The sequence below is a fragment of the Luteimonas padinae genome (assembly GCF_014652935.1).
Lineage (GTDB): Bacteria > Pseudomonadota > Gammaproteobacteria > Xanthomonadales > Xanthomonadaceae > Luteimonas > Luteimonas padinae.
This window is the reverse complement of record NZ_BMZT01000013.1, coordinates 31,466-57,274: the sequence shown is the minus strand read 5'-3', so window position 1 is coordinate 57,274 and position 25,809 is coordinate 31,466. Positions and strand designations below refer to the sequence as shown.

Annotated in this window: 22 protein-coding genes; 8 read left to right on the top strand and 14 right to left on the bottom strand. The window is 69.5% G+C overall.

Going from position 1 to position 25,809, the window contains the following annotated elements:
- Positions 1–909: 909 nt before the first annotated feature.
- The gene (locus IE168_RS13645) at positions 910–1,959 is read left to right on the top strand and encodes an integron integrase (RefSeq protein ID WP_189499183.1); all 1,050 of its coding nucleotides are present in this window, start codon (positions 910–912) and stop codon (positions 1,957–1,959) included.
- Positions 1,960–2,132: 173 nt separating this feature from the next.
- Here IE168_RS13645 and IE168_RS13640 read toward each other — a convergent pair whose 3' ends face one another.
- Positions 2,133–2,618, bottom strand: coding sequence for an Lrp/AsnC family transcriptional regulator (locus tag IE168_RS13640; RefSeq protein ID WP_189499180.1), 486 nt, complete (start codon positions 2,616–2,618; stop codon positions 2,133–2,135).
- A 358-nt stretch (positions 2,619–2,976) separates the two neighbouring features.
- Between IE168_RS13640 and phhA the strand changes: the two genes are divergently transcribed.
- Both phhA and IE168_RS13630 read left to right on the top strand, forming a co-directional pair.
- Complete coding sequence (phhA, locus tag IE168_RS13635) at positions 2,977–3,879, top strand: phenylalanine 4-monooxygenase (protein WP_189499178.1); 903 nt, start codon at positions 2,977–2,979, stop codon at positions 3,877–3,879.
- A 316-nt stretch (positions 3,880–4,195) separates the two neighbouring features.
- The gene (locus IE168_RS13630) at positions 4,196–6,355 is read left to right on the top strand and encodes a TonB-dependent receptor family protein (protein WP_189499176.1); all 2,160 of its coding nucleotides are present in this window, start codon (positions 4,196–4,198) and stop codon (positions 6,353–6,355) included.
- 1 nt (position 6,356) lies between these two features.
- Here IE168_RS13630 and IE168_RS13625 read toward each other — a convergent pair whose 3' ends face one another.
- Positions 6,357–7,319 carry an MgtC/SapB family protein gene (locus tag IE168_RS13625; protein ID WP_189499174.1) on the bottom strand — a complete coding sequence of 321 codons (963 nt, stop codon included), beginning with the start codon at positions 7,317–7,319 and terminating at the stop codon, positions 6,357–6,359.
- A 61-nt stretch (positions 7,320–7,380) separates the two neighbouring features.
- Here IE168_RS13625 and IE168_RS13620 point away from each other — a divergent pair, with 61 nt between their 5' ends.
- Together IE168_RS13620 and IE168_RS13615 are read left to right on the top strand one after the other, a co-directional pair.
- The gene (locus IE168_RS13620; protein ID WP_189499172.1) at positions 7,381–8,409 is read left to right on the top strand and encodes a class 1 fructose-bisphosphatase; all 1,029 of its coding nucleotides are present in this window, start codon (positions 7,381–7,383) and stop codon (positions 8,407–8,409) included.
- Positions 8,410–8,769: 360 nt separating this feature from the next.
- A complete protein-coding gene (locus IE168_RS13615) occupies positions 8,770–9,474 on the top strand; it encodes a 2OG-Fe(II) oxygenase (protein ID WP_189499170.1) in 705 nt (234 codons plus the stop codon).
- A 52-nt stretch (positions 9,475–9,526) separates the two neighbouring features.
- On the opposite strand, the gene IE168_RS13610 is transcribed toward IE168_RS13615, so the two are convergent.
- The 3 genes from IE168_RS13610 to IE168_RS13600 are packed head-to-tail and all read right to left on the bottom strand — an operon-like array spanning position 9,527 to position 11,987.
- Complete coding sequence (locus IE168_RS13610; protein ID WP_189499168.1) at positions 9,527–9,964, bottom strand: response regulator; 438 nt, start codon at positions 9,962–9,964, stop codon at positions 9,527–9,529.
- Positions 9,961–10,794 (bottom strand): sensor histidine kinase, encoded by an 834-nt coding sequence (locus IE168_RS13605; RefSeq protein WP_189499166.1) that lies wholly within the window; start codon positions 10,792–10,794, stop codon positions 9,961–9,963. The genes IE168_RS13610 and IE168_RS13605 overlap by 4 nt, the downstream gene beginning before the upstream one ends.
- 59 nt (positions 10,795–10,853) lie before the next feature.
- On the bottom strand, positions 10,854–11,987 hold the full coding sequence (locus IE168_RS13600) for a PA0069 family radical SAM protein (RefSeq protein WP_189499164.1): 1,134 nt from the start codon (positions 11,985–11,987) through the stop codon (positions 10,854–10,856).
- A gap of 50 nt (positions 11,988–12,037) precedes the next feature.
- On the opposite strand from IE168_RS13600, the gene cls reads away from it, so the two are divergent.
- From cls to IE168_RS13585, 3 genes are all read left to right on the top strand, one after another.
- Positions 12,038–13,486, top strand: a complete 1,449-nt coding sequence (gene cls / locus IE168_RS13595; protein WP_189499191.1) for a cardiolipin synthase — start codon at positions 12,038–12,040, stop codon at positions 13,484–13,486.
- A gap of 156 nt (positions 13,487–13,642) precedes the next feature.
- Positions 13,643–13,945, top strand: coding sequence for a hypothetical protein (locus tag IE168_RS13590; protein WP_189499162.1), 303 nt, complete (start codon positions 13,643–13,645; stop codon positions 13,943–13,945).
- Between the two features lie 61 nt (positions 13,946–14,006).
- On the top strand, positions 14,007–14,747 hold the full coding sequence (locus IE168_RS13585; RefSeq protein ID WP_189499161.1) for a pyridoxine 5'-phosphate synthase: 741 nt from the start codon (positions 14,007–14,009) through the stop codon (positions 14,745–14,747).
- Between the two features lie 393 nt (positions 14,748–15,140).
- On the opposite strand, the gene IE168_RS13580 is transcribed toward IE168_RS13585, so the two are convergent.
- The 9 genes from IE168_RS13580 to dnaN form a co-directional block, all read right to left on the bottom strand.
- Entirely contained in the window at positions 15,141–15,554 is a 414-nt protein-coding gene (locus IE168_RS13580; protein ID WP_189499159.1) for an ExbD/TolR family protein, read from the bottom strand.
- Between the two features lie 15 nt (positions 15,555–15,569).
- Entirely contained in the window at positions 15,570–15,995 is a 426-nt protein-coding gene (locus IE168_RS13575) for an ExbD/TolR family protein (RefSeq protein WP_189499156.1), read from the bottom strand.
- A 31-nt stretch (positions 15,996–16,026) separates the two neighbouring features.
- A complete protein-coding gene (locus IE168_RS13570) occupies positions 16,027–16,773 on the bottom strand; it encodes a MotA/TolQ/ExbB proton channel family protein (RefSeq protein ID WP_189499154.1) in 747 nt (248 codons plus the stop codon).
- Positions 16,774–16,866: 93 nt separating this feature from the next.
- Positions 16,867–17,532, bottom strand: a complete 666-nt coding sequence (locus IE168_RS13565) for an energy transducer TonB (RefSeq protein WP_189499152.1) — start codon at positions 17,530–17,532, stop codon at positions 16,867–16,869.
- Positions 17,533–17,675: 143 nt separating this feature from the next.
- Positions 17,676–18,911: a tetratricopeptide repeat protein gene (locus tag IE168_RS13560; RefSeq protein ID WP_189499150.1), complete on the bottom strand. Its 1,236-nt coding sequence runs from the start codon at positions 18,909–18,911 to the stop codon at positions 17,676–17,678.
- Between the two features lie 120 nt (positions 18,912–19,031).
- Entirely contained in the window at positions 19,032–19,847 is an 816-nt protein-coding gene (locus tag IE168_RS13555) for a M48 family metallopeptidase (RefSeq protein WP_189499148.1), read from the bottom strand.
- A gap of 70 nt (positions 19,848–19,917) precedes the next feature.
- Positions 19,918–22,371 (bottom strand): DNA topoisomerase (ATP-hydrolyzing) subunit B, encoded by a 2,454-nt coding sequence (gene gyrB / locus IE168_RS13550; protein WP_189499146.1) that lies wholly within the window; start codon positions 22,369–22,371, stop codon positions 19,918–19,920.
- Positions 22,372–23,340: 969 nt separating this feature from the next.
- Complete coding sequence (gene recF, locus IE168_RS13545; protein ID WP_189499144.1) at positions 23,341–24,414, bottom strand: DNA replication/repair protein RecF; 1,074 nt, start codon at positions 24,412–24,414, stop codon at positions 23,341–23,343.
- A 73-nt stretch (positions 24,415–24,487) separates the two neighbouring features.
- Positions 24,488–25,588 (bottom strand): DNA polymerase III subunit beta, encoded by a 1,101-nt coding sequence (dnaN, locus tag IE168_RS13540; RefSeq protein ID WP_189499142.1) that lies wholly within the window; start codon positions 25,586–25,588, stop codon positions 24,488–24,490.
- Positions 25,589–25,809: the final 221 nt, after the last annotated feature.

Sequence of the window (25,809 nt, the reverse complement as noted above, 5' to 3'; positions counted from 1 at the left end):
GCTATAGCTGCGACTGACACTACGATCAGCCAGCCAAGAGCAACGTGGTCAATCTTGCGAGAAATCGCCATGCGGCCTAACACCAGAATTAAGCCGCGTCGCGAAGCGACGTCGGCTTGAATGACTCGTTAGGCCGCACAGCCGCAGCCTGACGCTCTCGTAACAGCTTGCCTGACACCAACAGATTCTTTGCTGGAACGACCAAGCCTGACTCGAATGGGGTAAAAAGCACCGTCATTATGATCATCGGAACAAAGCCGATCGTCTTGGCAGTTGGGTCAATCGCTCGGCAAGTTCGATGTACCGCTGCTGCGTAGGTGATGACAGGGGGAACGGTGATGAGCGCCAGGAAGATTGAGCTGGCGACTACCGCTCTGGACGAGTGCGCCAATGCAGTGATGATCATGGCAGCGAACCACGCCACATGAACCAAATAGCTTTGTAGCAGCCGCCGCCTCTGCTTGATCAGTTTGGGGATCAGAGATGCGTCCATTGCNCGCAGTTTTGCCCGAAATCTGCGCGGCTGGTGCTCTTGGGGGAGACCGCGATCCAAGAGCATCTCAATTACAGCCATCGAGTTCTTGGAGCTGATACCTCCGGGAGCTCCAAGATGCTGAGACAGCGCAGGGTCAAAGCGCCGGATATCCGCCAATGCGGAGCGTGCGACTGCGTAGTAAACGAAGGCGTAGACCGCTGCGACGCCAATGATATGACGAGCTTCCATTGCGACAGACTCACCCATGGCGCCTAACACTAAGTAGCTTCCAAGTCCGGAATGTAGCATCACCCGCCCGCATCGTCCCGGTCCCGACTATCAGAAAAACCCCACACGAAATCAATCCTTTATCTCCTTCCTGATTCCGCCCGGCGCGGTAATGATGGAGTCGAATACCCCACGGATGAGGCGGTATGTCATACCGGGCCAAGGATGAGGCGGTATTCGCTGCTGCCAGGGATGGCGGCGTCACGGGTTCCGGCGGTGGTGGGCCTGCTTCTCCAGGCCCACCCCGCCTTCTCGAGCAGATCCGCATCCGCTGCCGGACGAAGCACTACAGCATCCGTACCGAACGCGCCTACGTGGGCTGGGCCCGCCGTTTCATCCTCGCCAACAATCGCCGCCATCCGCGCGAGCTCGGGATTGCCGAGGTCGAGGCCTTCCTGTCCGCGCTGGCGGTCCGCGACGATGTGGCTGCCAGCACGCAGAACCAGGCGTTGTCGGCGCTGCTGTTCCTCTACAAGGAGGTGCTGGGCGTCGACCTGCCCTGGGTCGGTTCGGTCACGCGTGCCAAGCGGCCGAAGCGTTTGCCGGTGGTACTCACCAGTGCCGAGGTCCGGTCGCTCCTCGCGCTGATCGATGGCCAGGCGGGCCTGATGGCGTCGCTGCTCTATGGGGCCGGCATGCGCCTGATGGAGGCGGTGCGGTTGCGGGTCAAGGACGTGGACTTCGGGCGCTGCGAGATCGTGGTGCGCAACGGGAAGGGCGGCAAGGACCGGCGCGTGCCGCTGCCGCGGCGGCTGGAAGCGGCGCTGCTGGCGCAGATCGAGCGCGTGCGGGTGTTGCACGGGCGCGATCTGGCGCAGGGGTACGGTGAGGTGTGGCTGCCGCACGCGCTGTCGCGCAAGTATCCGACGGCCGGCCGTGAGCCGGGCTGGCAGTATGTGTTCCCGGCCTCCGGCCTGTCGGACGATCCGCGCAGCGGGACGCGCCGGCGACACCACGTCGATGAGGCGGTGCTGCAGCGCGCGGTCAAGTCTGCGCGGGTGGCAGCGGGGATCGACAAGCCGGCCACCTGCCATACGCTGCGCCATTCGTTCGCGACCCATCTGCTCGAGGCCGGCCACGACATCCGTACGGTGCAGGAGCTGCTGGGGCACAAGGACGTGGCGACGACGCAGATCTATACGCATGTCCTCGGCCGCGGGGCGGGAGGCGTGCTGAGCCCGCTCGACCGCGACTGAGACCCGGTCGCAACCACGCAGGCGGCACGGCTGGCACAGCTGGCACTGCTTCGCGCTGCTACTTCACGCTGCTACTTCACGCTGCTGTTTCGCGCTGCTGCTTCGCTCCACCGCCTCTGCGACTCACGCTGCCGCGATCGCCTCGCGGCGACGTCGAGGGTCGCCGCGGGCCGCTACGCGATCCGCTCCGGCAGCGGCAAGCCCCGCATCGCTTTCACCGTGCGCAGCACGAAGCTCGAGTTCACGTCGCCCACGCCCGGGCGCGCCAGCACGCGGTCGAGCAGGAAGCGGGAAAAGTGTTCGAGGTCGGTCACGGCCACCTGCAGCAGGTAGTCCATGTCGCCGGTCAGGGCGTGGCAGGCCACCACTTCGTCCCATTCGTTGACGCCGCGGGCGAAGTCGGCGACGGCGGCGGCATCGTGGTGGTTGAGGCGGATGCGGACGAAGGCGGTCAGACCCAGGCCGATGCGTTCGGGGTCGACTTCGGCGCGGTAGCCGGCGATCACGCCGCTGCGTTCGAGCCGCTGCACGCGGCGCAGGCAGGCAGATGGGGAGAGATGCACGCGCTCGGCCAGTTCGGCGTTGCTCAGGCGGCCCTGGTGCTGCAGTTCGGCCAGCAGCTGCAGGTCGATGCGGTCCAGCGTGTCTGCGGCGGGCATGGGATGTCTCCGGCGATCTGGCACAAGAATATTGCGTTGCTAGACGGAAGGCAGGCAACAATTGCAACCATCTTGCGAGCTTCTGTCGCTAGAGTCGATGTTCAGGGGTGTAGCGGCGCACGAAACATGCGTCCAGCCAGCAGCAGGGGGGGGGCGGCGACCATTTCGATGCTCCGTCCCGCCAGTGCCTCCCCGGCCACGTCATGTGGCGGCCATCCGCGGGACGCCTCACGGCAAGCCACTTCCGCAGCACGACGGCCGCCGCCGCGCGCCACCCCCAGCCCCCTGCGCCATCGAGCTCCCTGCACCACCGCCAGCCCGCATCGCCGTCATCACCACCGCCATTCCGGAGTCCGCCATGTCCGCCCAGGCCCCCACCGCACCCCGCCGCGTCGAGAACATCCACACCGACAAGGGCAAGGTGCCGGTCTATGCCACCGGCGTGGTCGACCAGAACTGGGCCGGCTACACCGATGAGGACCATGCGACCTGGGCGACGCTGTTCGAGCGCCAGCGCAAGCTGCTGGTCGGCCGTGCCAGCGGGGAGTTCCTGCGCGCGCAGGACGCGATGGGCATGACGCCCGACCGCATCCCGAAGTACGACGACCTCAACGCGGTGCTGGAGCCGGCCACGGGCTGGCGCCTGATCGGTGTCGAGGGCCTGCTGCCGGAGCTCGACTTCTTCGATCACCTGGCCAACCGCCGCTTCCCGGTGACCTGGTGGATCCGCCGCCCGGACCAGATCGACTACATCGAGGAGCCCGACCTCTTCCACGACCTCTTCGGCCACGTGCCGCTGCTGATGAACCCGGTGTTCGCCGACTACATGGCGGCCTACGGGCGCGGCGGGGTCAAGGCGCACGCCATCGGGCCGGACGCGCTGCAGAACCTGACGCGGCTGTACTGGTACACGGTGGAGTTCGGCCTGATCCGCGAAGCCGACGGCCTGCGCATCTACGGCAGCGGCATCGTGTCCTCGAGCGGCGAGTCGGTGCACAGCCTCGAGTCCGCCGCGCCCAACCGCATCGGCTTCGATCTGGAGCGCATCATGCGCACGCGCTACCGCATCGACACCTACCAGAAGACCTATTTCGTCATCGACAGCTTCGAGCAGCTGATGGCGGCGACCGATCCGGACTTCACGCCCATCTATGCGCGCCTGGCCGAGCAGTCCTCGATCCCGGCCGGCACGGTGCTCGAATCCGACACCGTCTTCCAGCGCGGCACCGGCGAGGGCTGGGCCACCGACGGCGACGTCTGACCTCTCCTCGCCCGCCCCTGCCCTCTGCAGGAGCGGCTACAGCCGCGACCGCTGGAGTCATCGCCACCCGAAGCCGACAACGTCACCGCCCGTCCCGTGCACAGGTGCCGGGAGCACACCCCCTGTGCGCGGGACGGGCAGCGAGGCCTCCAACGGAGTCGCACCAGGCTTCCAACGGAGCCGCCCCGACCGACCCGAAGAAAACCGGCCTTGCCCTGGTCTTGGAGATGAACTCGCCCCGCAAAAAATCCGACGGGAACACTCCTTTCCCACGCACGCACCGGCCTTTCCCCCTGCCACGGGCGACAATGCCCGCATGACTTCCCTCTCCCCCGCTCCGGCAGCCGCCCCCGCGCTGTCGACGCTGCCGTTCGCCATCGCGCTCGCGCTTGTTTCCTGCTCCGCCGCGGCCCTCGCGGCCTCGCCCGCCGAGGTCCAGGCCCCCGCCGCCAGCCCCACCACCCTCGACGCCGTCGTGGTCGAAGCCACCCGCCTGCGCACCGTGCCGGCCTTCGACACACCCGCCTCCACCGCCACCATCGACCTCGAAGGCGAGCGCTCCACCGCCGAGGGCGACGTCTCCGAGGCCCTGCGCGGCGTGCCCGGCCTGCTCGCGCGCGACCGCCAGAACCTGGCGCAGGACACGCAGCTGTCGATCCGCGGCTTCGGCGCGCGCGCGACTTTCGGCGTGCGCGGGCTGCGGCTGTACGCCGACGGCATCCCGGCGTCGATGCCCGACGGCCAGGGCCAGCTGTCGCACTTCAGCCTTGCCGGCGCCGAACGCATCGAGGTGCTGCGCGGGCCGTTCTCGGCGCTGCACGGCAACTCGTCCGGCGGCGTGGTCTCGATCCACAGCGCTGATGGCCAGGCCGGCGACCCCTGGCGCCTGCGCGCCACCGTCGGCAGCGACGGCACCTGGACCGGCGCGGCACGCCTGCTCGGCGGCAACGACGTGGTCGGCTACAACCTGTCGCTCTCGCGCCTGGACACCGACGGCTGGCGCGACCATTCCGCGGCGCGCCGCGACGTCGCCAACCTCAAGCTGGGCTTCGACCTGGGCGAGCGCCGTCGCCTCGACCTGGTGCTCAATCACGTCGACATCCCCGAGGCGCGCGATCCGCTGGGCCTGACCGCGCAGCAGATGCGCGAGGATCCTCGCCAGGCCGTCGCCAACGCCTACGTCTACGACACCCGCAAGAGCGTGCGCCAGTCGCAGGCCGGCGCGGTGTTCGAGCAGGGCTTCGGCCAGGCGCAGGCGCTGCGGCTGTCGGCCTGGGGCGGCGACCGCGAGGTCACCCAGGTGCTGCCGATCCCGCCGGCGCCGCAGCGCAATCCGCTGCACTCCGGCGGCGTGATCGACCTCGACAACCGCTACGCCGGCTACGATGCGCGCTGGTCCTGGAGCGGTGCGCTGGCGGGCCGTCCGCTGGAACTTGCCGCGGGCCTGTCCGGCGAGCGCCAGCGCCAGCACCGCCGCGGCTTCGAGAACTTCGTCGGCGAGTCGCTGGGCGTGCGCGGCACGCTGCGCCGGGAAGAGCGCAACGAGGTCGAGTCCGACGACCTGTACGCGCAGGCCTGGTGGCGGTTCGCGCCGCACTGGTCGCTGCTGCTTGGCGCGCGCCGCAGCGAGGCCGCGTTCACCTCGCGCGACCACTACGTCACCGCGGGCAATCCCGATGACAGCGGCCGCGTCGATTACGCCGAAACCTCGCCGGTGGCCGGCATCACCTTCGCGCCCTCTGAGCACCTGCGCATCTATGCGTCGGCGGGCCGCGGCTTCGAAACCCCCACCTTCAACGAACTCTCCTACCGCGCCGACGGCGGCGCCGGCCTGGCCTTCGGCCTGCGCCCGGCGGTCAGCGACAACCTCGAGCTGGGCATGAAGTGGCGCACGCCGGCCGGCGGTCTGCTGGAAGCGGCGCTGTTCCGTGCCGACACCGACGACGAGATCGCCGTGGCCAGCAACGTCGCAGGCCGCAGCAGCTATCGCAACGCCGGCAGCGCGCGCCGCCAGGGCGTGGAGCTGTCCTGGTGGCAGCCGCTGGGCGAGGCCTGGGACCTGCAGCTGGCGGCGACGCAGCTGGAAGCGGAGTTCCGCAGCGGCGCGGCCGACACCGGCGCGATCGCCGCCGGCCGGCGCATTCCCGGCGTGCCCGAGCGCCACGCCTTCGCGCGCCTGCAGTGGAACGACGGCGGCGCCTGGTCGGCGGCGCTGGAGGCCGAAGCCATGGGCGAGGTGATGGTGAACGACGCCGGCACCGGCTCGGCCGCGGGCTACGGCCTGCTCCACGTCGAGGCATCGCGCCGCTGGGCCACCGCCTCCGGCCCGCTGCGGGTGTTCGCGCGCATCGACAACGTGCTCGACCGCGACCACGTCGGCTCGGTCATCGTCAACGAGGGCAACGGCCGCTTCTACGAGCCCGGCGCCGGCCGCAGCTGGCTGCTCGGCCTGGAGTGGCGGTTCGACCGCCGCTAGCTCAGCCCGGCACGAACGCCGCCGCGGCGACGCCGGCGGCCAGCGCCGCCAGCAGCCCGGCGGCCACGCGCAGGCCGTAGCCGCGTCCGCCGCTGGCGAAGGCCAGCACCGACTTCGTGCCCAGGCTGGCGGCGAGCAGGCCGACCATCAGCCATCGCCCCTGCGCCGGGTCGATGGCGTCGCCCAGGCGCAGGCTGCCCAGCGTGGCGATCGACGCGTGCAGTTCGGCCGCCGCGGCGATCACCGCGGCGGCCATCGCACCGCCGGCGCCGATCCATCGGTTGAGCACGGCGGCGGTCGACGACACATAGCCGGCGAAAAACCCCGACACCGCCAGCCCCCAGCGGTTGCCGATCACGCGCAGCACGACGTGGCCCAGCGCGCCGACGGCCATCACCAGCACCACCAGCAGCCACAGCGTGCGCGGGTTGATCGCCTGGTAGGGGCCGAAGCCGCGGTCGGGCAGCAGCGGCAGCACCACCAGCGCCGAGGCCAGGAGGAACAGGTCGTCGAAGACTTCGCGCTCGCTCAGCAGGTCGCGCGTCAGCCGGTGCAGCGGCTGCTTCGCGAACAGCAGCACCGCCACCAGAACCGCCAGGCCGGTGGCGATCGCCGGCGAGCGCAGCGCCAGCGCGCCCAGCAGGGCGGTGGCGACCAGCGCCACCTCGCCGGTCAGGCCCGGGTCCTGCTCGTGGCTGGCGTGGTAGGCCATCGCCGCCAGCAGCGCGACGGCGGCCAGCACCACCACCAGCACCGCGGTCCCCAGCCAGGCCGCGACCGTCGCTGCCAGCGCCACCAGCGCGTGCGTGCGCAGGCCGGCAGTGGGCTGCGTGGCGTGGCCGCGCTCGCGCACCAGGCCCACCAGCAGCCCGGCACCGAGCGCGGCGGAGAAGGCGTACAGCAGGGCCGCGGTGTCCTCGGGTACGTTGGAGTCCGGTGTCGTTGAAGCCCCGCAGTCTGCCATGCGCTTGCTTCCCCGGCGGCAGCCGGGAGAATGGCGGCGTCCTTCCCGTCCGCAGGTCGCCATGTCCAGCCCCCGCCACGCCGTCTCCCTCACCCGCCACCTGATCGAGGAGCAGCGCGCCGGCCGCATCAACGCCGACCTGCGCCAGCTCATCGCGGTGGTCGCCCGCGCCTGCACCAGCATCTCGATCGCGGTCGGCAAGGGCGCGCTGGGCGGAGTGCTCGGCGATGCCGGCACCGGCAACGTCCAGGGCGAGGCGCAGAAGAAGCTCGACGTGATCAGCAACGAGATCCTGCTCGAGGCCAACGCCTGGGGCGGGCACCTCGCGGCCTGCGCCTCGGAGGAGATGGAGCACTGCCACCAGATTCCGGATGCGTATCCGCGCGGCAACTACCTGCTGCTGTTCGATCCCCTGGACGGCTCCAGCAACATCGACGTCAACGTTTCGGTGGGCACGATCTTCTCGGTGCTGCGCGCGCCCGACGGCGTCGCCACGATCGCCGACGAACACTTCCTGCAGCCGGGCACCGGCCAGGTCGCGGCCGGCTACTGCGTCTACGGCCCACAGACCACCCTGGTGCTGACCTTCGGCCACGGCACCCACGCCTTCACCCTCGACCGCGAAACCGGCACCTTCATGCTGACCCGCGAATCCATCCGCATCCCGGAGGAGACGAAGGAATTCGCGATCAACATGTCCAACCAGCGCCACTGGGAAGCGCCGATGCAGGACTACGTGCGCGACCTGCTGGTGGGCAAGGAAGGCCCGCGCGGCAAGGACTTCAACATGCGCTGGGTGGCGTCGATGGTGGCCGACGTGCACCGCATCCTGACCCGCGGCGGCATCTTCATCTATCCCTGGGACCGCAAGGACCCCGGCAAGGCGGGCAAGCTGCGCCTGATGTACGAGGCCAACCCGATGTCCTTCCTGGTCGAACAGGCCGGCGGCGCCGCCACCAACGGCCGCGCGCGCATCATGGAGATCGCCCCGGAACAGCTGCACCAGCGCGTGCCGGTGTTCCTCGGCTCGAAGTCCGAAGTCGAAGCCGCCACCCGCTACCACCGCGACCACGACGCATCAGCCGGGTGACGCTGGAGGTGCGGAAAAGCCTTTGCCACGGATGAACGCGGATCAAGCGGATTTACACGGATAGGGCAAAGGCAGGAGAAGGGAAAAGGCCAAGAGCTTTTTTGCCACGGATGGACGCGGATTACGCGGATTACGCGGATCGGGTCGAGGCCAGTGCAGGCACACTCGCCTGGCCAGGGCAGTGTTTCCGGCTGTGCCTCTCCCCGGCGATCTTGCTTCAGCTGAATCCGCGTGATCCGCGTTCATCCGTGGCAAGAAGCTTTTTCCCAGTTTTTGCTCTATCCGTGTAAATCCGCGTAATCCGCGTCCATCCGTGGCAAGAAAGCTCTTCCCCCAAGTCCCACCAGAAGCGAGCCCCGTATGACACCGACCGCCGACTTCATCGAAGTGACCCCGGGTGCCCTGGACGCGGCGACCTGCGCGGCGATCGTCGAGCGCATGCGCGCCAGCGATGCGCTGCAGCCCGGGCGCGTGGGCAGCGGGGTGTTTCCGGAGCTGAAGAAGAGCCGGGACATCGGGCTGGCCGGGCGCGCCGACTGGGCCGACGTCGAGCAGGCGCTCAACGTCGCCGTCTACGGCGGGCTGTTGGCCTATCTGCGCAAGTATCCGCAGGCGCTGATCGCGCCGCTGATGCTGCAGCAGCCCGGGGCCGACGGCGCGCTCCGGCGGCTGCAGGCCGACGACATCGCCGCCATGGACGACCGTGCGCTGGGCCGGCTGGCGATGGCCTGCCTGCGCCCGGGCACGGTCAACCTGCAGTGGTACGCCGACGGCGAAGGCGGCTATCCGTACTGGCACTGCGAGCTCTATCCGCGCGACCCTCAGGCCGAAACCCTGCACCGGCACCTGCTGTGGACGCTCTACCTCAACGACGGCTTCGACGCCGGCGAGACCGAGTTCCTGTTCCAGGGCCGCAAGGTTACGCCGCGTACCGGCGACCTGCTGATCGCGCCCACCGCCTTCACCCATACCCATCGCGGCAACCGTCCGCAGGGCGGCGACAAGTTCATCGCCACCAGCTGGATCCTGTTCCAGCGCGCCGAGGCGCTGTTCCCCGCGGGCTGAGCGCCGGTTGCGCGACCGGCGGCGTCCCCCGGCGGCGTCCCCGCGATCCGCCCTAGCCCTCGCGCGGGTGGTTCAGCACCAGCCAGTACATCCCGACCTGCTTCACCGCCCACATGAACTGGCTGAAGTCCACCGGCTTGCGGATGTAGCTGTTCGCGCCCAGCGAATAGCAGGCCTCGACGTCGAAGGGCTCGGTGCTGGTGGTCATTACCACCACCGGCAGGCTGCGGGTCCCGCTGTCGGCGCGGATCGCCTGCAGCACTTCGCGGCCGTCCATCCGCGGCATGTTGAGATCCAGCAGCACCAGCGCCGGTGGCTCGCGGCGCGCCTGGTCCGCCCAGGCGCCGCGGCCGAACAGGTAGTCCAGCGCTTCCACGCCGTTGCCCACGACGTGCAGCGGGTTGGCGATCTTGGCCTCGGCGAAGGCGATGCGGGTGAGTTCGACGTCGTCGGGATTGTCCTCGACCAGCAGGATCGGGCGGTTGCTCATGGCGACGCCGGACTCCGGGCCGCCGGCAGTTCGACGTGGAACACGCTGCCCTCGCCGCGCACGCTGTCGGCAAAGATGCGGCCGCGCATGCGTTCGATGATGCGGCGCGCGATCGTCAGGCCCAGCCCGTGGCCTCCGCCCTCGTCGGCACCATGCAGGCGCTGGAAGGGATCGAACATGCGGTCGGCGTGGCGCGTGTCGAAGCCGCTGCCCTGGTCGCGCACGTGGATCCGCACGGTGTCGCGCGCCTGCTCTGCATCGACGGTGATGTGCACGGCGTCGCGGCCGGCGGAAAACTTCCATGCGTTGTGCAGCAGGTGGTCGAAGACCAGCTTGAGCTGGCGCTCGTCGGCGCGCACCAGGATGCCCGGCTGCACGCTCGATTCCACCCGGCGCCCGGGTTCGGCGTCGCACAGTTCCACCAGCGCCCAGTCCACCAGCAGGCTGGCGTCGACCTCGCCGATCTCGAGCGCGTCGTGCGACGCGCGCGAGAGTGCCTGCAGCGCGTCGATGAGCGAGGCCATGCGCGCGGCCGCGGCGCGGATGCGCGCCAGCTGGTCGCGCCCGGCAGCGTCGAGACTCTCGCCGGAGCCGGCCTCCAGCATCGCCGCGAAGCCATCGATCGCACGCAGCGGCGCGCGCAGGTCGTGGGCGATGCCATGCGAGACCAGGGCATGGTCCCTGGTCACGCGTTCGAGTTCCGCCTGGCAGTCGCGCAGCTGCTGATCGAGGTCGCCGGCATCGCCGGATGCGGCGTCGGCCGCGCCGACCGCTTCGGTCGCCACGTCCCCGGCGGCGGGATGCCCGGCTTGGCCGTGTTGCTCTTTCATCGCGGCACCGTACACCAGAGCCCTGTCTCCGGTGCGTGTATGCCGTGTGTACCGGGCGGCTAGAACAGGCTCCCCTGCGGCGAGGGCGGCGGCGCCGCCGCGGGCCGTACCGGCGCGATGAAGCGGCCGCAGTCGAGCGCCGGCAGCCGGGTGAACCCCAGCGTCCTGCGGGCCTTCGCGAAGCGGGCGGCCAGCAGCTGGGCGAAGGGCCCCTCGCCGCGCATGCGGCTGCCGAAGGCGCTGTCGTAGTCGCGCCCGCCGCGCATCTGGGCGACCAGGCTCATGACATGCGCGGCGCGGTCGGGATAGTGCTGGGCAAGCCATTCCCGCCACACCTCCTTGAGCTCGTGTGGCAGGCGCAGCAGCACATAGGACGCGTCCGTCGCGCCGGCCCCGCGCGCGGCGGCAAGGATCGCCTCGAGCTCGCCGTCGGTGATCGCCGGGATCACCGGCGCCACCATCACGCTGACCGGCACGCCGGCCTCGTGCAGCCCGGCGATGGCCTTGAGCCGCGCGTGCGGTGCGGAGGCCCGCGGCTCCATGCGCGCGGCCAGGCGGTTGTCGAGCGTGGTCACCGACAGCGCCACCTGCACCAGGCCCTGCTCCGCCATCGGCGCCAGCAGGTCCAGATCGCGCAGCACCAGCGCGTTCTTGGTGATCAGGTGCACCGGATGACGGGCTTCGGCCAGCACTTCGAGCAGGCCGCGGGTGAGGCGCTGGCGGCGCTCCAGCGGCTGGTAGGCATCGGTGTTCACGCCAAGCGCGATCGGCGAGCAGGCGTAGCGCGGGCGCGCCAGCTCGGCGCGCAGCAGCTCGACCGCGTTGGTCTTGGCGTACAGGCGGGTCTCGAAGTCGAGGCCCGGCGACAGGTCGAGATACGCGTGGCTGGGCCGGGCGAAGCAGTAGACGCAGCCGTGCTCGCAGCCGCGATAGGGATTGACCGACTGGCTGAAGCCCACGTCCGGCGACTGGTTGCGGCTGATGATGCTGCGCGCGCGCTCGACGGTGACCGTGGTGGCCGGGCCCGGCTCCAGCGCCTCGCCGCTCGCGTCGGTGAAGTCATGGCCCGAGCCCCAGCCATCGTCTTCGCGGCTGGCGCTGCGCTGTTCGAAGCGGCCGGTGACGCGCGAGGCCGCCCCGCGGCCCTTGAGGGGTCCCAGGGCGGCCAGCCTGGCTTTGCCATCGTCGCGCATGCGGCTAGCCTAGACGCTGGTGGTCTCAGTCCCTGCGACGGGGGAAGCGTCTGGACGCGTTGCGCGAAGCCTGGCAGGCCCTCCTGTCGATCCCACAGCTGGGCACGTGGCTGCTGGCGCTGTGGGCCGCCTACCTGCTGCTGCTCGGCGGCTGGATCGTGCTGCAGAAGCGCGAGCCGGTGGCGACGCTGAGCTGGCTGCTCGGCCTCGCCCTGCTGCCCTACCTCGGCTTCTTCATCTACCACGTATTCGGGCCGCAGCGGATCCGGCGCCATCGCCTCCGGCGCGCGCGCAGCCGCGAGTCGATGGATGCCGGCGCCGCCTTCGAGCACGCGGCGCACGCCGACGCCGCCGAGCTCGCCCGCCTCGCCTTGACCATCACCGGTCTCGCGCCGGCGACCGCGCGTGAAGTGCGCCTTCTCGTGGACGGGGCGGCGAAGTACGACGCGCTGCTGGCCGACGTCGCCGCCGCCACGAAGCACGTCCACCTCGAGTACTACATCTACGAGCCCGACCGAACCGGCGCCGCGCTGCGCGACGCACTGGCCGAGCGCGCACGCGCCGGCGTCGAGGTGCGGCTGCTGGTGGACGCGATCGGGTCGGCACGCGCGCGCCGCTTCTTCCAGCCGCTGCTCGACGCCGGCGGTGAAGTCGCCTGGTTCCACCCCATGCGCTTCGGCCACGTCTGGCGCCGGCCCTGGGCCAACCTGCGCACCCACCGCAAGATCGTGGTGATCGACGGCCGCGTTGCCTACACCGGCGGCATGAACGTCACCGACGAGCAGGACGAGCGCCTCGGCGATCACGCCTATCGCGACCTCCACCTGCGCCTGGGGGGCGAGGTCGTGCGCCGGCTGCAGCTGGTGTTCTGCGAGGACTGGGCCTATGCCACCGGCAGCCGCGACTTCCTGTCCCGCGTGGCGCGCGATACCCCGCCGGACGCCGGCCCCGGGCCGATCCGCGCGCAGGTGCTGGTGTCGGGCCCGGACTCGCCGTGGGAGGCGATCCACCGCATGCACGTGTCCGCCATCCACGCGGCGAAGCGGAGGGTGTGGATGACCACGCCCTACTTCGTGCCCGGCGAGGCCGCGATGATGGCGCTGACCTCGGCCGCCGCGGCCGGCCTCGACGTGCGCCTGCTGGTCCCGCGCGAGAGCGATTCGAAGCTGGTCACGCTGGCGGCGCGCTCCTACTTCGGCGCCCTGCTGCTGGCCGGGGTGAAGATCTACGAGTACGGCCCGCGCATGCTGCACAGCAAGACCCTGCTGGTCGACGACGAACTGGTGCTCGTGGGCAGCGCCAACTTCGACCACCGCAGCTTCCGCCTGAACTTCGAGGTCTCGGTGCTGTTCGACGATCCGGGCATCGCCGCCACATTGGCGACCCTGCTCGAAGGCGAGCTCGCCAATGCGCCGCGCGTCCAGCGCGGTCGCCATCGCCCGCTGCTGCGTGCCCGCCTGCCGGAGGCCCTCGCCCGCCTGCTGTCACCGCTGCTCTAGGCGGGCGCGCCGCCGGCTCCGGCCGTCCCCGGCGACACAGCGCCGGGCGCTGCGTGTCCCGAACTGCGACCGGCGGCAGACTCCCGCCGTCCGGCGGCCGCGCGGGCGCGGCGTCAGGCGGGCTAGACTGCGCATCCGACCCCGCGGAGACACCCCATGCCCTGGCTGTTCCTGCTCCTGGCCGTGGCCGCCTTCGCGGTGGCGCTGAACGCATCCTCGATGGCGCTGGCCGTGATCTGCCTGCTCGTCGCCCTGGCCGGCACCGTGGCCTGGGTACTCGGGCTGCTGGCGCAGCGCGTCGGCAACCAGTCGCGCGACGACAGCATGATGCTCGACCCGATGGAGCTGAAGCGCCTGCGCGACGAGGCAGAGGCCCGCCGCGCCAGCGGTGCTTCGGTCGCCGCGGCGGCGGCAGCGACGGCAGCGGCGGCGACGCCGGGCGATTCCACCCAGGCTTGAGTTCACGCCGGACGAACAGGGCCCGGGCACATCGCTGGCGGCCGGCGTATCCTGCCGCCCCATGACCCGACTGAGCGTCAACCTCAACAAGATCGCCGTGCTGCGCAATTCGCGCGGCGGCGCCGAGCCCGACATGCTGCGCGCCGCGCGCACCTGCCTGGACGCCGGCGCCCACGGCCTGACCCTGCATCCCCGCCCCGACGCGCGCCACGCCCGCGCCGACGACGTCATCGCCCTGGCCGCGCTCGCCGGCGAACGCGGCGTCGAGCTCAATCTCGAAGGCAATCCCTTCGCCGCTCCCCGCCCCGGCTACCCGGGCTTCATCGCCCTCTGCCGCGCGGTCCGGCCTGCCCAGGCGACCCTGGTGCCCGACGACGACGGCCAGATCACCTCCGACCACGGCTTCGACTTCGAGCGCGACCGCGACCGTCTCGCGCCGCTGGTCGCCGAACTGCGCGGCCTCGGTTGCCGGGTCAGCCTGTTCGCCGACGCCGGCAGCGCCGTCGAGTCGGCCGCCGATGCCGGCGCCGACCGCATCGAGATCTACACCGGCCCCTTCGCCGACGCCCACGCCTCCGGCGATGCCACCGCTGCGCTGGCCGCCTGCGCCGACACTGCGCGCCGCGCGCGCGCCGCCGGCCTCGGGGTCAATGCCGGCCACGACCTCAGCCAGTCCAACCTGCGCGACTTCCTGGCCGCCGTTCCCAGCGTCGAGGAAGTCTCCATCGGCCACGCTCTCGTCAGCGAAGCCCTTTATGACGGCCTGTCCACCACCGTCGGCCGCTACCTCGCACTTCTGTAGCGGCGCAAAGAGCTCTTGCCACGGATGGAGGCGAATGGACGCGGATCACGCGGATCACGCGGATAAAGCACAGCGCACTTGTGTAGGAGCAGCTACAGCTGCGACCGGAATCTGCGGGGCTCATCACAGGCAGCGCCCCGCCCGCGAATGACGGTTTTGCGAGGCAAGCCTGTTACGCCGTTCGGCGCACTGGTCGCAGCTATAGCTGCTCCTACCGCGATCCTGGCAAAGCTGTTGTCTTATCCGTGTAGATCCGCTCCCAACCGCGCAAATCCGTGGCAAACGCGTTTCTTTCACACGCAAAAAAGCGCCGCCCTTGTGGGGCGGCGCAAGAAAGCAAGCGTGTTGTGCCTCCGCGACGCGCTGCAGGCGACGCCGGGAGACTCTTGCGGATCAGTTCCTCACGAAACCGATCTTCATCATCTGTGCATTCTTCGCTTCGGCCAGCACCTTGGCCAGCACGCCGTAATCGGCCTCGGCGTTGACGTCGATCTCGAGCGTGGGCTGGTTGTTGGGATCGCGCTGGACCTCGCTCTCCATCATGTTGCGCAGCGCCGACATCGGGGCCGGGCTGTCGTTCCAGAACACCTGGCCGCCGGCGTCGATGCGCAGCCGGATGGGCTCCGGCGGATCCACCGGGTTCACCGGCGGATTCGTCGAACGCTGCGGCAGGTCGATGTCGATCGGATACGACAGCTGGGGCGCGGTGACCATGAAGATGATGAGCAGCACCAGCATCACGTCGCAGAGCGGAATGATGTTGATGTCGGCCATCGGGCCGTCACCGGAATCGGATGAAAAAGCCATGGTGCAAACTCCGAATCAGTTGGGCTCGCGGGTGGCGACGAAGCCGACCTTGCGCATGCCCTGGGCCTGCGCGAGCTGGACGACTTCCTTCACCATTCCGTACTTCGTGGTCCGGTCGGCGCGGACGTTGACCGGGGGCTGCGGCGTCTTCTGGGCCTCGACCGCCAGCGAACTCTCCAGCAGCTGGAGCGTCACCGGCGAATCGTTGAGGAAGATGTCGCCGTTGTCGGTCACCGCGATGGTGATCGGCACCACGGCCCCGGACGTGTCCGGACGCTCGTCCAGGTTGGCCTCCGGGAGCTCGACCTTGACCTTGTGGGCCATCAGCGGTGCCGTGACCATGAAGATGATCAGCAGCACCAGCATCACGTCGACCAGCGGCACGATGTTGATCGTGGCGTTGACCTTGTCATGGCCCCTACCACTTGAACTGTAAGCCATGTCGGTTCTCCTCGGACCCGTACGTCTGCGCTTAGTGCTTCTGCTCGCCGACGCGCGAGCCGGTGGCGAAGAAGTCGTGCAGGTCGTGGGCGAAGGTGTCGAGCTTGTTGTTCACGCCGCGGTTCAGGCGGACGAAGAAGTTGTAGCCGAGCACCGCCGGGATCGCGACGCCGAGACCGATGGCGGTCATGATCAGCGCCTCGCCGACCGGACCGGCCACCGCGCCGATGTCGGCCTGGCCGCTGGCGCCGATGCGGATCAGGGCGCGGTAGATGCCCCACACGGTGCCGAGCAGGCCGACGAAGGGCGCGGTCGCACCGACGGTGGCGAGCACGGTCAGGCCGGCTTCGAGCTTCAGCGACTCGCGGGTCACGCCCTGGCGCAGCGCGCGGTCGACGAACTCGGAGCGGTTGAGCGACTCGACCAGGCGCGAACCTTCATGGCGCTGGTGGTGCGCCGCGGCCTGGGCGGCATCGAGGGCGACCTTCGAGAAGGGCTCGCTGCGCGCTTCTTCTTCCATGGAGCGGATCGCGTCCTGCGCGTTCTGGGTTTCCCAGAACGTGTTGATCACGCGGTCCGAGCGGCCGCGCAGGCGGGCGTGCTTGATGGCATTGAAGATGATCCAGTAGATCGACATGGCCGACATGACCAGCAGGGTGATGAGCACCACCCAGCCGACCGCGTCCATGTGTTGGATCATGTCCGCGAAGCCCATCTGCTGGAGCGCTGCGGCGTTGCTGCCTCCAGCGGCGGGGACGTTAGTGGTTTCCTGCAGCATGACGCTTACCTTCTAGATGTTGTGATGTTGGAAAGGGTGGAGCGGGCGGAGCGGTGTTGCAAAGCTTGCGGCACTCGCGGCGTGCTTGCGCCCTTAGAGGACGAAGTCCACCGGGACACGGACGCGGCCGGCCACGGGGACGCCGTCGCGGACCTCGGGGTTGAAGCGCCAGCGGCGGGCGGCGTCGATCGCGGCACGATCGAGGTCGCGGTTGCGGCTGGACTTCTCCACCGACACGTTGGTCACGTTACCCGAAGCGTCCACGTCCACCACCAGCACGACCTGGCCGGTGATGCCGGCGCGGAGCGCGGCCGGCGGATACTTCGGCGGGTTCATGCTCTTGGACGAGGGGTCGACGCTGGCGCCGATGCTCGGGGCCGGGGCGGGCGGCGCCGGCGGGGCCGGCGGCGGGGCCGGAGTGTCCATCGGCGAGGGCTCGTCGAAGACCACCGGCGGCTCTTCCGGCGGCGGCGGCAGCGGCGAGGGCTGCGGCGGCACCAGCTCACGGATCGGCTGGGGTTCCGGCGGCTTCGACGGCGGCGGCGGCGGCGGCGGGGGCGGCGGCGGCGGTTCGATGATCACCACGCGGGTGACCTGTTCTTCCTCCTGCGCGGCGTTCGGCGGGTTCACCGGCGCCAGCAGGAGCAGGACGGCGGCGGCGTGGAAGGCCACCACCATGGTGAAGCCGGCGATACGCGCCCAGTTCAGGCCCTCGTCCTGGTCGTTGTTCCGGTCAAGGGTCGTGGCGTGCTGCGTCATGCGGGGAACTCGATTCTGGCCGGGCGGCGAGCGCCCCGAATGTTGTCTGGATCCGCGACCGTGTTCTGCGCGGGAATTTCCAAGCTTATACCAATCTTGCGGCGCAGTACCACCGCGTCAGGGCGCTTGATTTGCACGCCGGATCAGCGTGCAAGCAGCTTGCGCGCCTCCTCCGGATTGGGCAGGCCCTTGTCAAGTGCCTTCTGGGCCGCCGCCTTGGAGTCGGCGTCCCGGCCCTCGTTGGACAGCACCTTGGCGAGGTTCAGGTAGGTGCTGCCGTCGTCGTCCAGGGGCGCCGCCTTGCCGTAGAACTCGATCGCCTTCTCGTACTGGTCACTGAAGTAGTACGCCTGCGCCAGCGACGAGTAGGTGCGGTAGTCGCCCTTCAGCAGGCCCTTCTCGAGGCCCTCGTTGAGTACGCTGATGGCATTGGCCTCGCCGTTCTCGGAGTTCAGGTAGAGCGCGGCAAGGTTGTTGTAGTCGCGTTCTTCGCTGAGTTCGCCGGCCTGGCGCAGGCGCTCGTAGACGGCGATCGCGTTCGGGTAGTCGTCCGCCTGCAGGTAGACGTTGGCCAGGTTTAGCTGGGCGCGCTTGTCGCCGGGTGCCTGGCTTGCGACCTGTTCGGCCAGAACCTTGGCATCGTCGGGCCGCCCCGCGTCGGCGTAGGAGGCCATCAGCAGCTGGGTCCAGTCGGCACGCGCCTCCGGATTGCCCTTGACCACCGGCTCGAGCGCCGCGATCGCGTCGTTGTAGCGCTCCAGGCGATACAGCGTGTTGCCGCGCAGCACCTGCAGCTCGGGCTTGTCCGAATGCGTCTCCGCCACGAGGCGATCGAACGTCGCCAGCGCCGCGGTGTAATCCTCTTCCTGCAGCTGCAGCTGGCCCAGGCCCAGCATGGTGTTGTAGTGGTCGTTGTTGTTGAGGCCATCGGCCTCGAGCGCCTGGCGCATGTAGTCGGCGGCACGCGTGGCGTCGGTGTCCATCACCACGTCTGCCAGCAGGCGCAGGGCGAGCGCGCGCTCGTAGGCGTTGGCGCGGTCGTTCTCCAGGATGACGGCGGCGGCGGCCTCGGCGGCGGCGAGGTCGCCGGCCTGCTGGGCTTCCGACAGCGTGTTGAGCTGGGCGCCGATCCGCGTACTCGTCTTGAGACCCGGCTCCTGGCGCGTGGCCTGCGGGTACTCCTGGGCAACGGCCTGGGTGTCCGCCTTCTCCGCGCGCTTGCGCGACTGGCCGCGCTGCTGGAAGGCATCGCGCGCACTGCGGCGCTCGTTGCGCTGCTCGCCATCCTGGGCCCAAACCGGCGAGGGAACGGCCGCCAGGCCGAGGGCGGCGGCGACCGCCGTCATCAGGATGGTGCGATGGAACATGGAAGCGAACATGGCGGACCTCTTGGCTGCGGGACGCGTGCCGGCGGACGCCGGCCTGCGCACGGGGGGTGCCAAACCTAACAGAATCCGGGCCGATGGCGCGAGCGCACCATCGGCCAATGGCGTGGAGATTCAGCCGCAGGCCGGTCGACGGCCGGCCGCGCGGGCCTGCTCCCAGGTCGGCACCAGTGCGGTCGCGCGCGACTGCAGCTCGCCGATGCGGGCGGAGGGATCCGGGTGCGTGGACAGCCACTGCGGCGGGCGCGAACCGCCGCTGGCAGCGATCATGTTCTGCCACAGGTTGACCGCCTGGCGTGGATCGAAGCCCGCGGCGGCCATCAGGCGCTGGCCGACCACGTCGGCCTCGCTCTCCTGCACGCGCGAACCCGGCAGCAGGAAGGCGGTCTGCAGGGCGGCGCCGCCGAGCTGGCTGGTGGCCTGGGTGGCGCCCTCGCCGTAGCGCGAACCCACCAGCGCGCCGACCACGCCCAGCGCGCCCTGTGCGCCCATCTGACGGGTGATGCGCTCGTCGTGGTGGTTCTCGACCACGTGGCCGACCTCGTGCGCGATCACCGCCGCCAGCTGGTCCTGGTTGCGGGCCACGCTGAAGATGCCGGTGTACACGCCGACCTTGCCGCCGGGGAGCGCGAACGCGTTCGGATTGTCATCCACGAACACCGCCGACTCCCAGGCGATCCGGCGCTGGTCCGCCGGCAACTGGGCGACGATCGCGTTGACCACGCAGCTGACGTAGCGCTTCTGCGCGGCGTCGCTGGTCTGGCGCATCTGCGCCTTCTGCTCGTTGAAGGCCTGGGCGCCCATCTGGTCGAGCTGGGCCTGGGACACCGCGCCGACATACTGGGTACGCCCGGTGGAGGAGGTGGTGGTGGCGCAGGCCGTGATCGCCAGGGTGGCGGAAAGCGCGGCGGCGAGCGGCAGGATCCTCATGGGAACGTCCTCTGGGATGAATTGCGCCGTTGTAGACGCCGCCGGCTGAAGGCGGCGTCAAGCCCTGTATTCAGACGTCCAGATTGGACACCCTGAGCGCGTTGTCCTCGATGAAGGCCCGGCGCGGCTCGACCACGTCGCCCATCAGGGTGCTGAAGATCTGGTCGGCGCCAACGGCGTCCTCGATTGTCACCTGCAGCAGGCGGCGCGTCTCCGGATTGACCGTGGTGTCCCACAGCTGCTCTGGGTTCATCTCGCCCAGGCCCTTGAAGCGCTGGATCTGGCGGCCCTTCTTCGCTTCCTCCAGCAGCCAGGCCTGGGCCTGGGCGAAGCTGGTGACCGGCTGCGCGCGGTTGCCGCGGGTGATCTGCGCGCCTTCGCGCACCAGGCCGTGCAGCAGCGCCGCGGCGTCGCGCAGGGCGCGCAGCTCGCCGCCCTCGAAGGCGGAGAACGGCAGCACCTGCACCGCGTCCACGCCCATGTGGCGGCGCCTCGCCACCAGCGCCGGGCCGATGGTGTCGGTGGCCGGCTGGAACTCGAGCGAATAGCGCGGCTTGCCGAGCCCGGATTCGTTGAGGCGCTTCTCGAGCTGGTCGAGCTCGTGGCGCTCGTCGACGTTGGCGGCCAGGATCGCGGCGTCCAGCGGCGTGAAGTCCACAAGCGCCCCCAGCAGCTCGGGATCGTAACGCCAGGCGTTGCGGGCGATGGTGTCGCGCGCGGCCGCATAGGCCAGCAGCAGCTTCTCCAGCGCCTCGCCGGTGATCGGCGGCTCGCCGGTGGCCGGCACCAGGCTGGCGCCTTCCACGGCGTTGCCGGCGAGGTAGGCGTCGAGCGCCGCATCGTCCTTCAGGTACAGCTCGGTCTTGCCCTGCTTGATCTTGTACAGCGGCGGCAGGCCGATGTAGACGTGGCCGCGCTCGATCAGCTCCGGCATCTGCCGGTAGAAGAAGGTCAGGAGCAGGGTGCGGATGTGGGCGCCGTCGACGTCGGCGTCGGTCATGATGATGATGCGGTGGTAGCGCAGCTTGTCCGGGTTGTACTCGTCCTTGCCGATGCCGGTGCCGAGCGCGGTGATGAGCGTGCCGACCTCGGCGCTGGAGAGCATGCGGTCGAAGCGCGCGCGCTCGACGTTGAGGATCTTGCCGCGCAGCGGCAGCACCGCCTGGTTCTTGCGGTTGCGGCCCTGCTTGGCCGAGCCGCCGGCGGAGTCACCCTCGACGATGAAGAGTTCCGACAGCGCCGGATCCTTCTCCTGGCAGTCGGCGAGCTTGCCGGGCAGGCCTGCGATGTCCAGCGCGCCCTTGCGGCGGGTCAGGTCGCGGGCCTTGCGCGCGGCTTCGCGCGCGCGCGCGGCGTCGACGATCTTGCCGGCGATCGCGCGGGCCTCGTTCGGGTTCTCCTGCAGGAACTCCTCCAGCCTGGCACCAAAGGTGTGCTCCACCACCGGGCGCACGTCGGACGAGACCAGCTTTTCCTTGGTCTGCGACGAGAAGCTGGGGTCGGGCACCTTCACCGACAGCACCGCGATCATGCCTTCGCGCATGTCGTCGCCGGACAGGCTCACCTTCGCCTGCTTGGCGACGCCGTTCTGCTCGATGTAGTTGGTCAGCGTGCGCGTGAGCGCGGCGCGGAAGCCCTGCAGGTGCGTGCCGCCATCCTTCTGCGGGATGTTGTTGGTGAAGCAGAACATGGTCTCCTGGTAGGAGTCCGTCCACTGCAGCGCCACTTCCACGGTGATGCCGTTCTCCTCGCCCGACACCGCGATCACCTTAGGGTGCAGCGGGGTCTTCAGCTGCGCCAGGTGCTCGACGAAGGAGCGGATGCCGCCCTCGTACTCGAACACGTCGCGACGCGACTCCCCGCGCTCGTCGGACAGCGTGATCTTCACCCCGGAGTTCAGGAAGGACAGCTCGCGCAAGCGGCGCGCCAGCACGTCGTAGTGGAACTCGACGTCGCTGAAGATCTCCCGCGCCGGCTTGAAGCGCAGCGTGGTACCGCGGCGCACACCCGCCGGGCCCACGGCCTTGAGCGGGTACAGGGGCTCACCCAGCGCGTATTCCTGCTGGTGGTGTTCGCCGTCGCGCCAGATGTCCAGCCACAGGTGCTCGGACAGCGCGTTGACCACGGAGACGCCCACGCCGTGCAGGCCGCCGGAGACCTTGTAGCTGTTGTCGTCGAACTTGCCACCGGCGTGCAGCACGGTGAGGATCACCTCGGCCGCCGAGACGTTCTCTTCCTTGTGGATGTCGACCGGGATGCCGCGGCCGTTGTCGGACACAGAGACCGAGCCGTCTTCGTGGATGGTCACGATGATGTCGTCGGCGTGGCCGGCCAGGGCCTCGTCGACCGCGTTGTCGACGACCTCGAAGACCATGTGGTGCAGACCGGTGCCGTCGTGGACATCGCCGATGTACATGCCGGGACGCTTGCGGACGGCCTCCAGGCCGCGCAGGACGGTGATCTTGCTGGAGTCGTAGCCGGTATTGGCGGCGGTCTCGGGGGTGTTGCCGTTTTCTTCGGTCATCGAGGTGCTTCTGGCCGTGAAACGCCCGGCAATGGCCGGCGCGCGGGGAAGGCGCGCGACACATTACTTATAGGGCTTGAGGCGGGGATTATAGCATTTCAGGCCCGTTGGCAAGGGGTGCCCCGGGTGGCCTGCATGGCGCATCCGGGAGCTTCGCTGGATGTGCGGCGGGACCACTCCCGGAGGGCGGGCCCGGTTGCCCTCCGGAGAAGCGGGTCCATCGACGGCCTCAGGCCTGGTGCGCGCACGGGCGCCGCCCTGGAGCCCGAATCGGGGAACGTTCCACGTGGAACAAGCGCGATCCTGCGACCCGGCAACCTGGCAACCTGGCAACCTGGCAACCTGGCAACCCGGCAATCGGTGGTTGGCGGCGGCTTGGGCTTGGCTGTTGAGGGCTGAGGTCTGCCGAAGACGAGGCTGAAAATGAGGTTCATGTCGCAAGTGAGGGATCGCGCCCTGCGCTGATCCCAGACGCGGCCGGCGGGAGGGGGGTCGTGCTGCGGTGCGATGCCTGCTGCCGCTCATGTCCCCCGGCTGCGGCCTGCGGCCACAGCCTCCTCCTTGACTTCCCGTCAGCAGGCATCGCACCGCAGTCCGGAACAGTGTCGGCGGTCGAGGGATAGTGGAAGCGTCGCGGAGCCGGTGGAGAAGGGCAGAGCGTCGACGCGCCTCGGGGCTCACGCAAGGTGGCCCACGCCGCGCCTTTTCCAACGGCCCGCCGGGACCTTGCACGCTTTGGCGCGTGGCCTGCTGACGGGAAGTCAAGGAGGAGATGCCGGCCCCTGTGGGGCCGGCATCGGGGGACATGAGCGGCAGCAGGCCATGCGTCGAAGCGCCGCGATGCTCCCACGCGCCTTTTTCCTCGGTCGGGAGAAGAACCAAAAATGAGCGCTGATGCCGGTAGCTGACCACTGCATACCGGGCATCGAACACCGACGACCGCGCTCGCAACCGCAACCACCGGCCCACCTAGCCCGGGGTCACCAGACCCTGTTCCACGTGAAACACCCTGCTGCCGTCATCCAGCGGAAGCGGATCGGTGCCTGTAATGAACGCCTGGGCCGGCACGTTTCCCAGGAACGCCAGCACTCGCCCCCGATGCTCCGCATCCAGCTCCGACGCCAGGTCGTCCAGCGCGATCACCGGCCAGTCGCCACGCTCGGCGGCGCAGTCCGTCGCCTGCGCGAACAGGCAGGAGAGCGCCGCCAGCTTGGCCTGCCCGCGCGACAGGGTCTCGCCCTCGCCCTTGCCGGACAGCCGCAACCGCCAGTCGGCGCGATGCGGTCCCACGCTGGTATGGCCCAGCATCCGGTCCCGGTCCCGCGCAACCGCCAACGCATCCGCCAGCGACAGGCTGGACTGGCGCCAGCCGGGTTCGAACTCCAGCATGGCCTGCCCGAGCGAGGGCGCGAGTGCCGCGGCAACGGGCTCCAGCCGGTCCTGCAGCCGGTCCAGATACAGGGCCCGACGACGGGTCAGTTCCTCTCCGGACGTTGCCAGCTCATGATCCCAGGCCGCGATCTGTCCGATCCCCGCCCCCGACTTCAGCAGCGCATTTCGCTGCTTCAGCGCTCGCGAATAGCGGCGCCAGATCGGAAGAAATCCCTGTTCCACGTGGAACAGCCCCCAGTCGACGAACCTGCGCCGGGGCTCGCCGCCCCCGGACACCAGCGCGTGGCTGCCCGGCTCGAAGGTCACCACCATGAAGGCCGCGCAGAGTTCGCCGAGATGGCCAACCGTCCCACCGTCGATCCTGGCCTCCCAGCTGCCGCCGCCATGCCTCAGGCCCGCGCGATGGCTGCGGTCACCGGCCTCGGTGTGCCATTGGGCGAACACTTCGACTGCGCTGCTGCCGGTCCGCAGCAGTCCGTCGCGGACGCGTCCGCGGAAGCTGCGTCCATAGGCCAGCAGGTGCAGGCCTTCGAGCACGCTGGTTTTCCCGGCTCCGTTGCGCCCGACCAGGAGGTTCAACCCGGCGCCGGGCTCCAGCACGACCTCCGCCAGATTCCGCAGGTTGCGCAGCTCCAGACGATTCAGACGCATCCCGATGACCCCCGGAAAGCATAACGCCCGGTCGAAGCCGGGCGTCCCTGTTCCACGTGGAACCCTCGCGGGCTCACAGACGCAGCGGCATCACGACGTGGCGTGAACGCTCGTTGGCCGCCTCGCGCACCAGCGCCGAGGAGTTGGCGTCGCGCAGCGCCAGCACGACGGTTTCGTCGCGCAGCGCGCCCAGCGCATCGAGCAGATAGTTCACGTTGAAGCCCACGGCCAGGCCGTCCACCGCGGTATCAGCTTCCACCTCTTCCTGGGCTTCTTCCTGCTCCGGATTGTGGGCGCTGATCTTCAGCTGGCCCGGCGATACCTCGATGCGCACGCCGCGGTACTTCTCGTTCGACAGGATGGCGGCACGCAGCAGCGACGCGCGCAGGACCTCGCGATCCACCTTCACCTCGCGGTCGGCGCCGATCGGGATCACGGCCTCGTAGTCCGGGAAGCGGCCGTCGATCAGCTTGCTGGTGAAGGTCACATCGTCGCGCTTCACGCGGATGTGGTTGCGGCCCATCTCCAGCTCGAGCACGCGGTCGCCGCCTTCCAGCAGGCGCTGCAGCTCGGTCACGCCCTTGCGCGGCACGATGATCTGGCGCTTGGCCTGCGCGCCGCCGTCCAGCGCCGCCTCGCACAGCGCCAGGCGGTGGCCGTCAGTGGCCACGCAGCGCAGGCGGTGCTCGCCCAGGTCGAACAGGAGGCCATTCAGGTAATAGCGGACGTCCTGCTGGGCCATGGCGAACGCGGTGCGCTCGATCAGTTCCTTCAGCGCAGCCTCGGGCACCTCGACACGCTCGGTCGCCTCGACCTCGTCGATCGACGGGAAGTCGTTGGCCGGCAGGCTGGCCAGGGTGAAGCGGCTGCGGCCGGCCTGGACCGTGATCCGGTCGCCGGACTGGCTGACGGTCACCTTGCTGCCGTCGGGCAGGGCACGAACGATATCGAAGAGCTTGCGGGCCGGGATCGTGACCTCGCCGTCCTGGGCGTCGTCCACGGCGCAGCGGGCGACCATCTCCACTTCGAGGTCGGTGCCAGTCAGCGAGAGCTGGCCGTCCTTCACCAGGGCCAGCAGGTTTGCCAGCACCGGCAGCGTCTGCCGGCGTTCGACCACGTTGACCACCTGGGCCAACGGCTTGAGGAAGGCTTCTCGCTGCAGACTGAAACGCATGCCGGTGGTATCCCCTTGCCCTAGCTCTTGAATTGGATAAATACAGAAAGCGGTGGTGGTGGTGTCGGAAATTTCGGTTGACAACCCACACAAGCCATTGATTTGAAACGTAAATCCAGCGCTACAACCCCGTGGACAAGATCGCGTCCTGCGGTGGGAGAACCTGTGGACAACTTTCGGGTCCCGGGCGGGAGGTCGAGTTGTCCACAGCTTGTCCCGCC

What these genes read in the sequence shown, in the direction of transcription:
- IE168_RS13585 (WP_189499161.1), top strand. Translation starts at nt 14,007, where the DNA reads ATGACCCGACTGAGCGTCAACCTCAACAAGATCGCCGTGCTGCGCAAT.
- IE168_RS13575 (WP_189499156.1), bottom strand. Translation starts at nt 15,995, where the DNA reads ATGGCTTACAGTTCAAGTGGTAGGGGCCATGACAAGGTCAACGCCACG.
- IE168_RS13555 (WP_189499148.1), bottom strand. Translation starts at nt 19,847, where the DNA reads ATGAGGATCCTGCCGCTCGCCGCCGCGCTTTCCGCCACCCTGGCGATC.
- IE168_RS13580 (WP_189499159.1), bottom strand. Translation starts at nt 15,554, where the DNA reads ATGGCTTTTTCATCCGATTCCGGTGACGGCCCGATGGCCGACATCAAC.
- IE168_RS13565 (WP_189499152.1), bottom strand. Translation starts at nt 17,532, where the DNA reads ATGACGCAGCACGCCACGACCCTTGACCGGAACAACGACCAGGACGAG.
- IE168_RS13640 (WP_189499180.1), bottom strand. Translation starts at nt 2,618, where the DNA reads ATGCCCGCCGCAGACACGCTGGACCGCATCGACCTGCAGCTGCTGGCC.
- IE168_RS13615 (WP_189499170.1), top strand. Translation starts at nt 8,770, where the DNA reads ATGACACCGACCGCCGACTTCATCGAAGTGACCCCGGGTGCCCTGGAC.
- IE168_RS13590 (WP_189499162.1), top strand. Translation starts at nt 13,643, where the DNA reads ATGCCCTGGCTGTTCCTGCTCCTGGCCGTGGCCGCCTTCGCGGTGGCG.
- IE168_RS13560 (WP_189499150.1), bottom strand. Translation starts at nt 18,911, where the DNA reads ATGTTCGCTTCCATGTTCCATCGCACCATCCTGATGACGGCGGTCGCC.
- IE168_RS13620 (WP_189499172.1), top strand. Translation starts at nt 7,381, where the DNA reads ATGTCCAGCCCCCGCCACGCCGTCTCCCTCACCCGCCACCTGATCGAG.
- IE168_RS13610 (WP_189499168.1), bottom strand. Translation starts at nt 9,964, where the DNA reads ATGAGCAACCGCCCGATCCTGCTGGTCGAGGACAATCCCGACGACGTC.
- gyrB (WP_189499146.1), bottom strand. Translation starts at nt 22,371, where the DNA reads ATGACCGAAGAAAACGGCAACACCCCCGAGACCGCCGCCAATACCGGC.
- recF (WP_189499144.1), bottom strand. Translation starts at nt 24,414, where the DNA reads ATGCGTCTGAATCGTCTGGAGCTGCGCAACCTGCGGAATCTGGCGGAG.
- IE168_RS13645 (WP_189499183.1), top strand. Translation starts at nt 910, where the DNA reads ATGTCATACCGGGCCAAGGATGAGGCGGTATTCGCTGCTGCCAGGGAT.
- IE168_RS13600 (WP_189499164.1), bottom strand. Translation starts at nt 11,987, where the DNA reads ATGCGCGACGATGGCAAAGCCAGGCTGGCCGCCCTGGGACCCCTCAAG.
- IE168_RS13570 (WP_189499154.1), bottom strand. Translation starts at nt 16,773, where the DNA reads ATGCTGCAGGAAACCACTAACGTCCCCGCCGCTGGAGGCAGCAACGCC.
- IE168_RS13630 (WP_189499176.1), top strand. Translation starts at nt 4,196, where the DNA reads ATGACTTCCCTCTCCCCCGCTCCGGCAGCCGCCCCCGCGCTGTCGACG.
- IE168_RS13605 (WP_189499166.1), bottom strand. Translation starts at nt 10,794, where the DNA reads ATGAAAGAGCAACACGGCCAAGCCGGGCATCCCGCCGCCGGGGACGTG.
- IE168_RS13625 (WP_189499174.1), bottom strand. Translation starts at nt 7,319, where the DNA reads ATGGCAGACTGCGGGGCTTCAACGACACCGGACTCCAACGTACCCGAG.
- dnaN (WP_189499142.1), bottom strand. Translation starts at nt 25,588, where the DNA reads ATGCGTTTCAGTCTGCAGCGAGAAGCCTTCCTCAAGCCGTTGGCCCAG.
- phhA (WP_189499178.1), top strand. Translation starts at nt 2,977, where the DNA reads ATGTCCGCCCAGGCCCCCACCGCACCCCGCCGCGTCGAGAACATCCAC.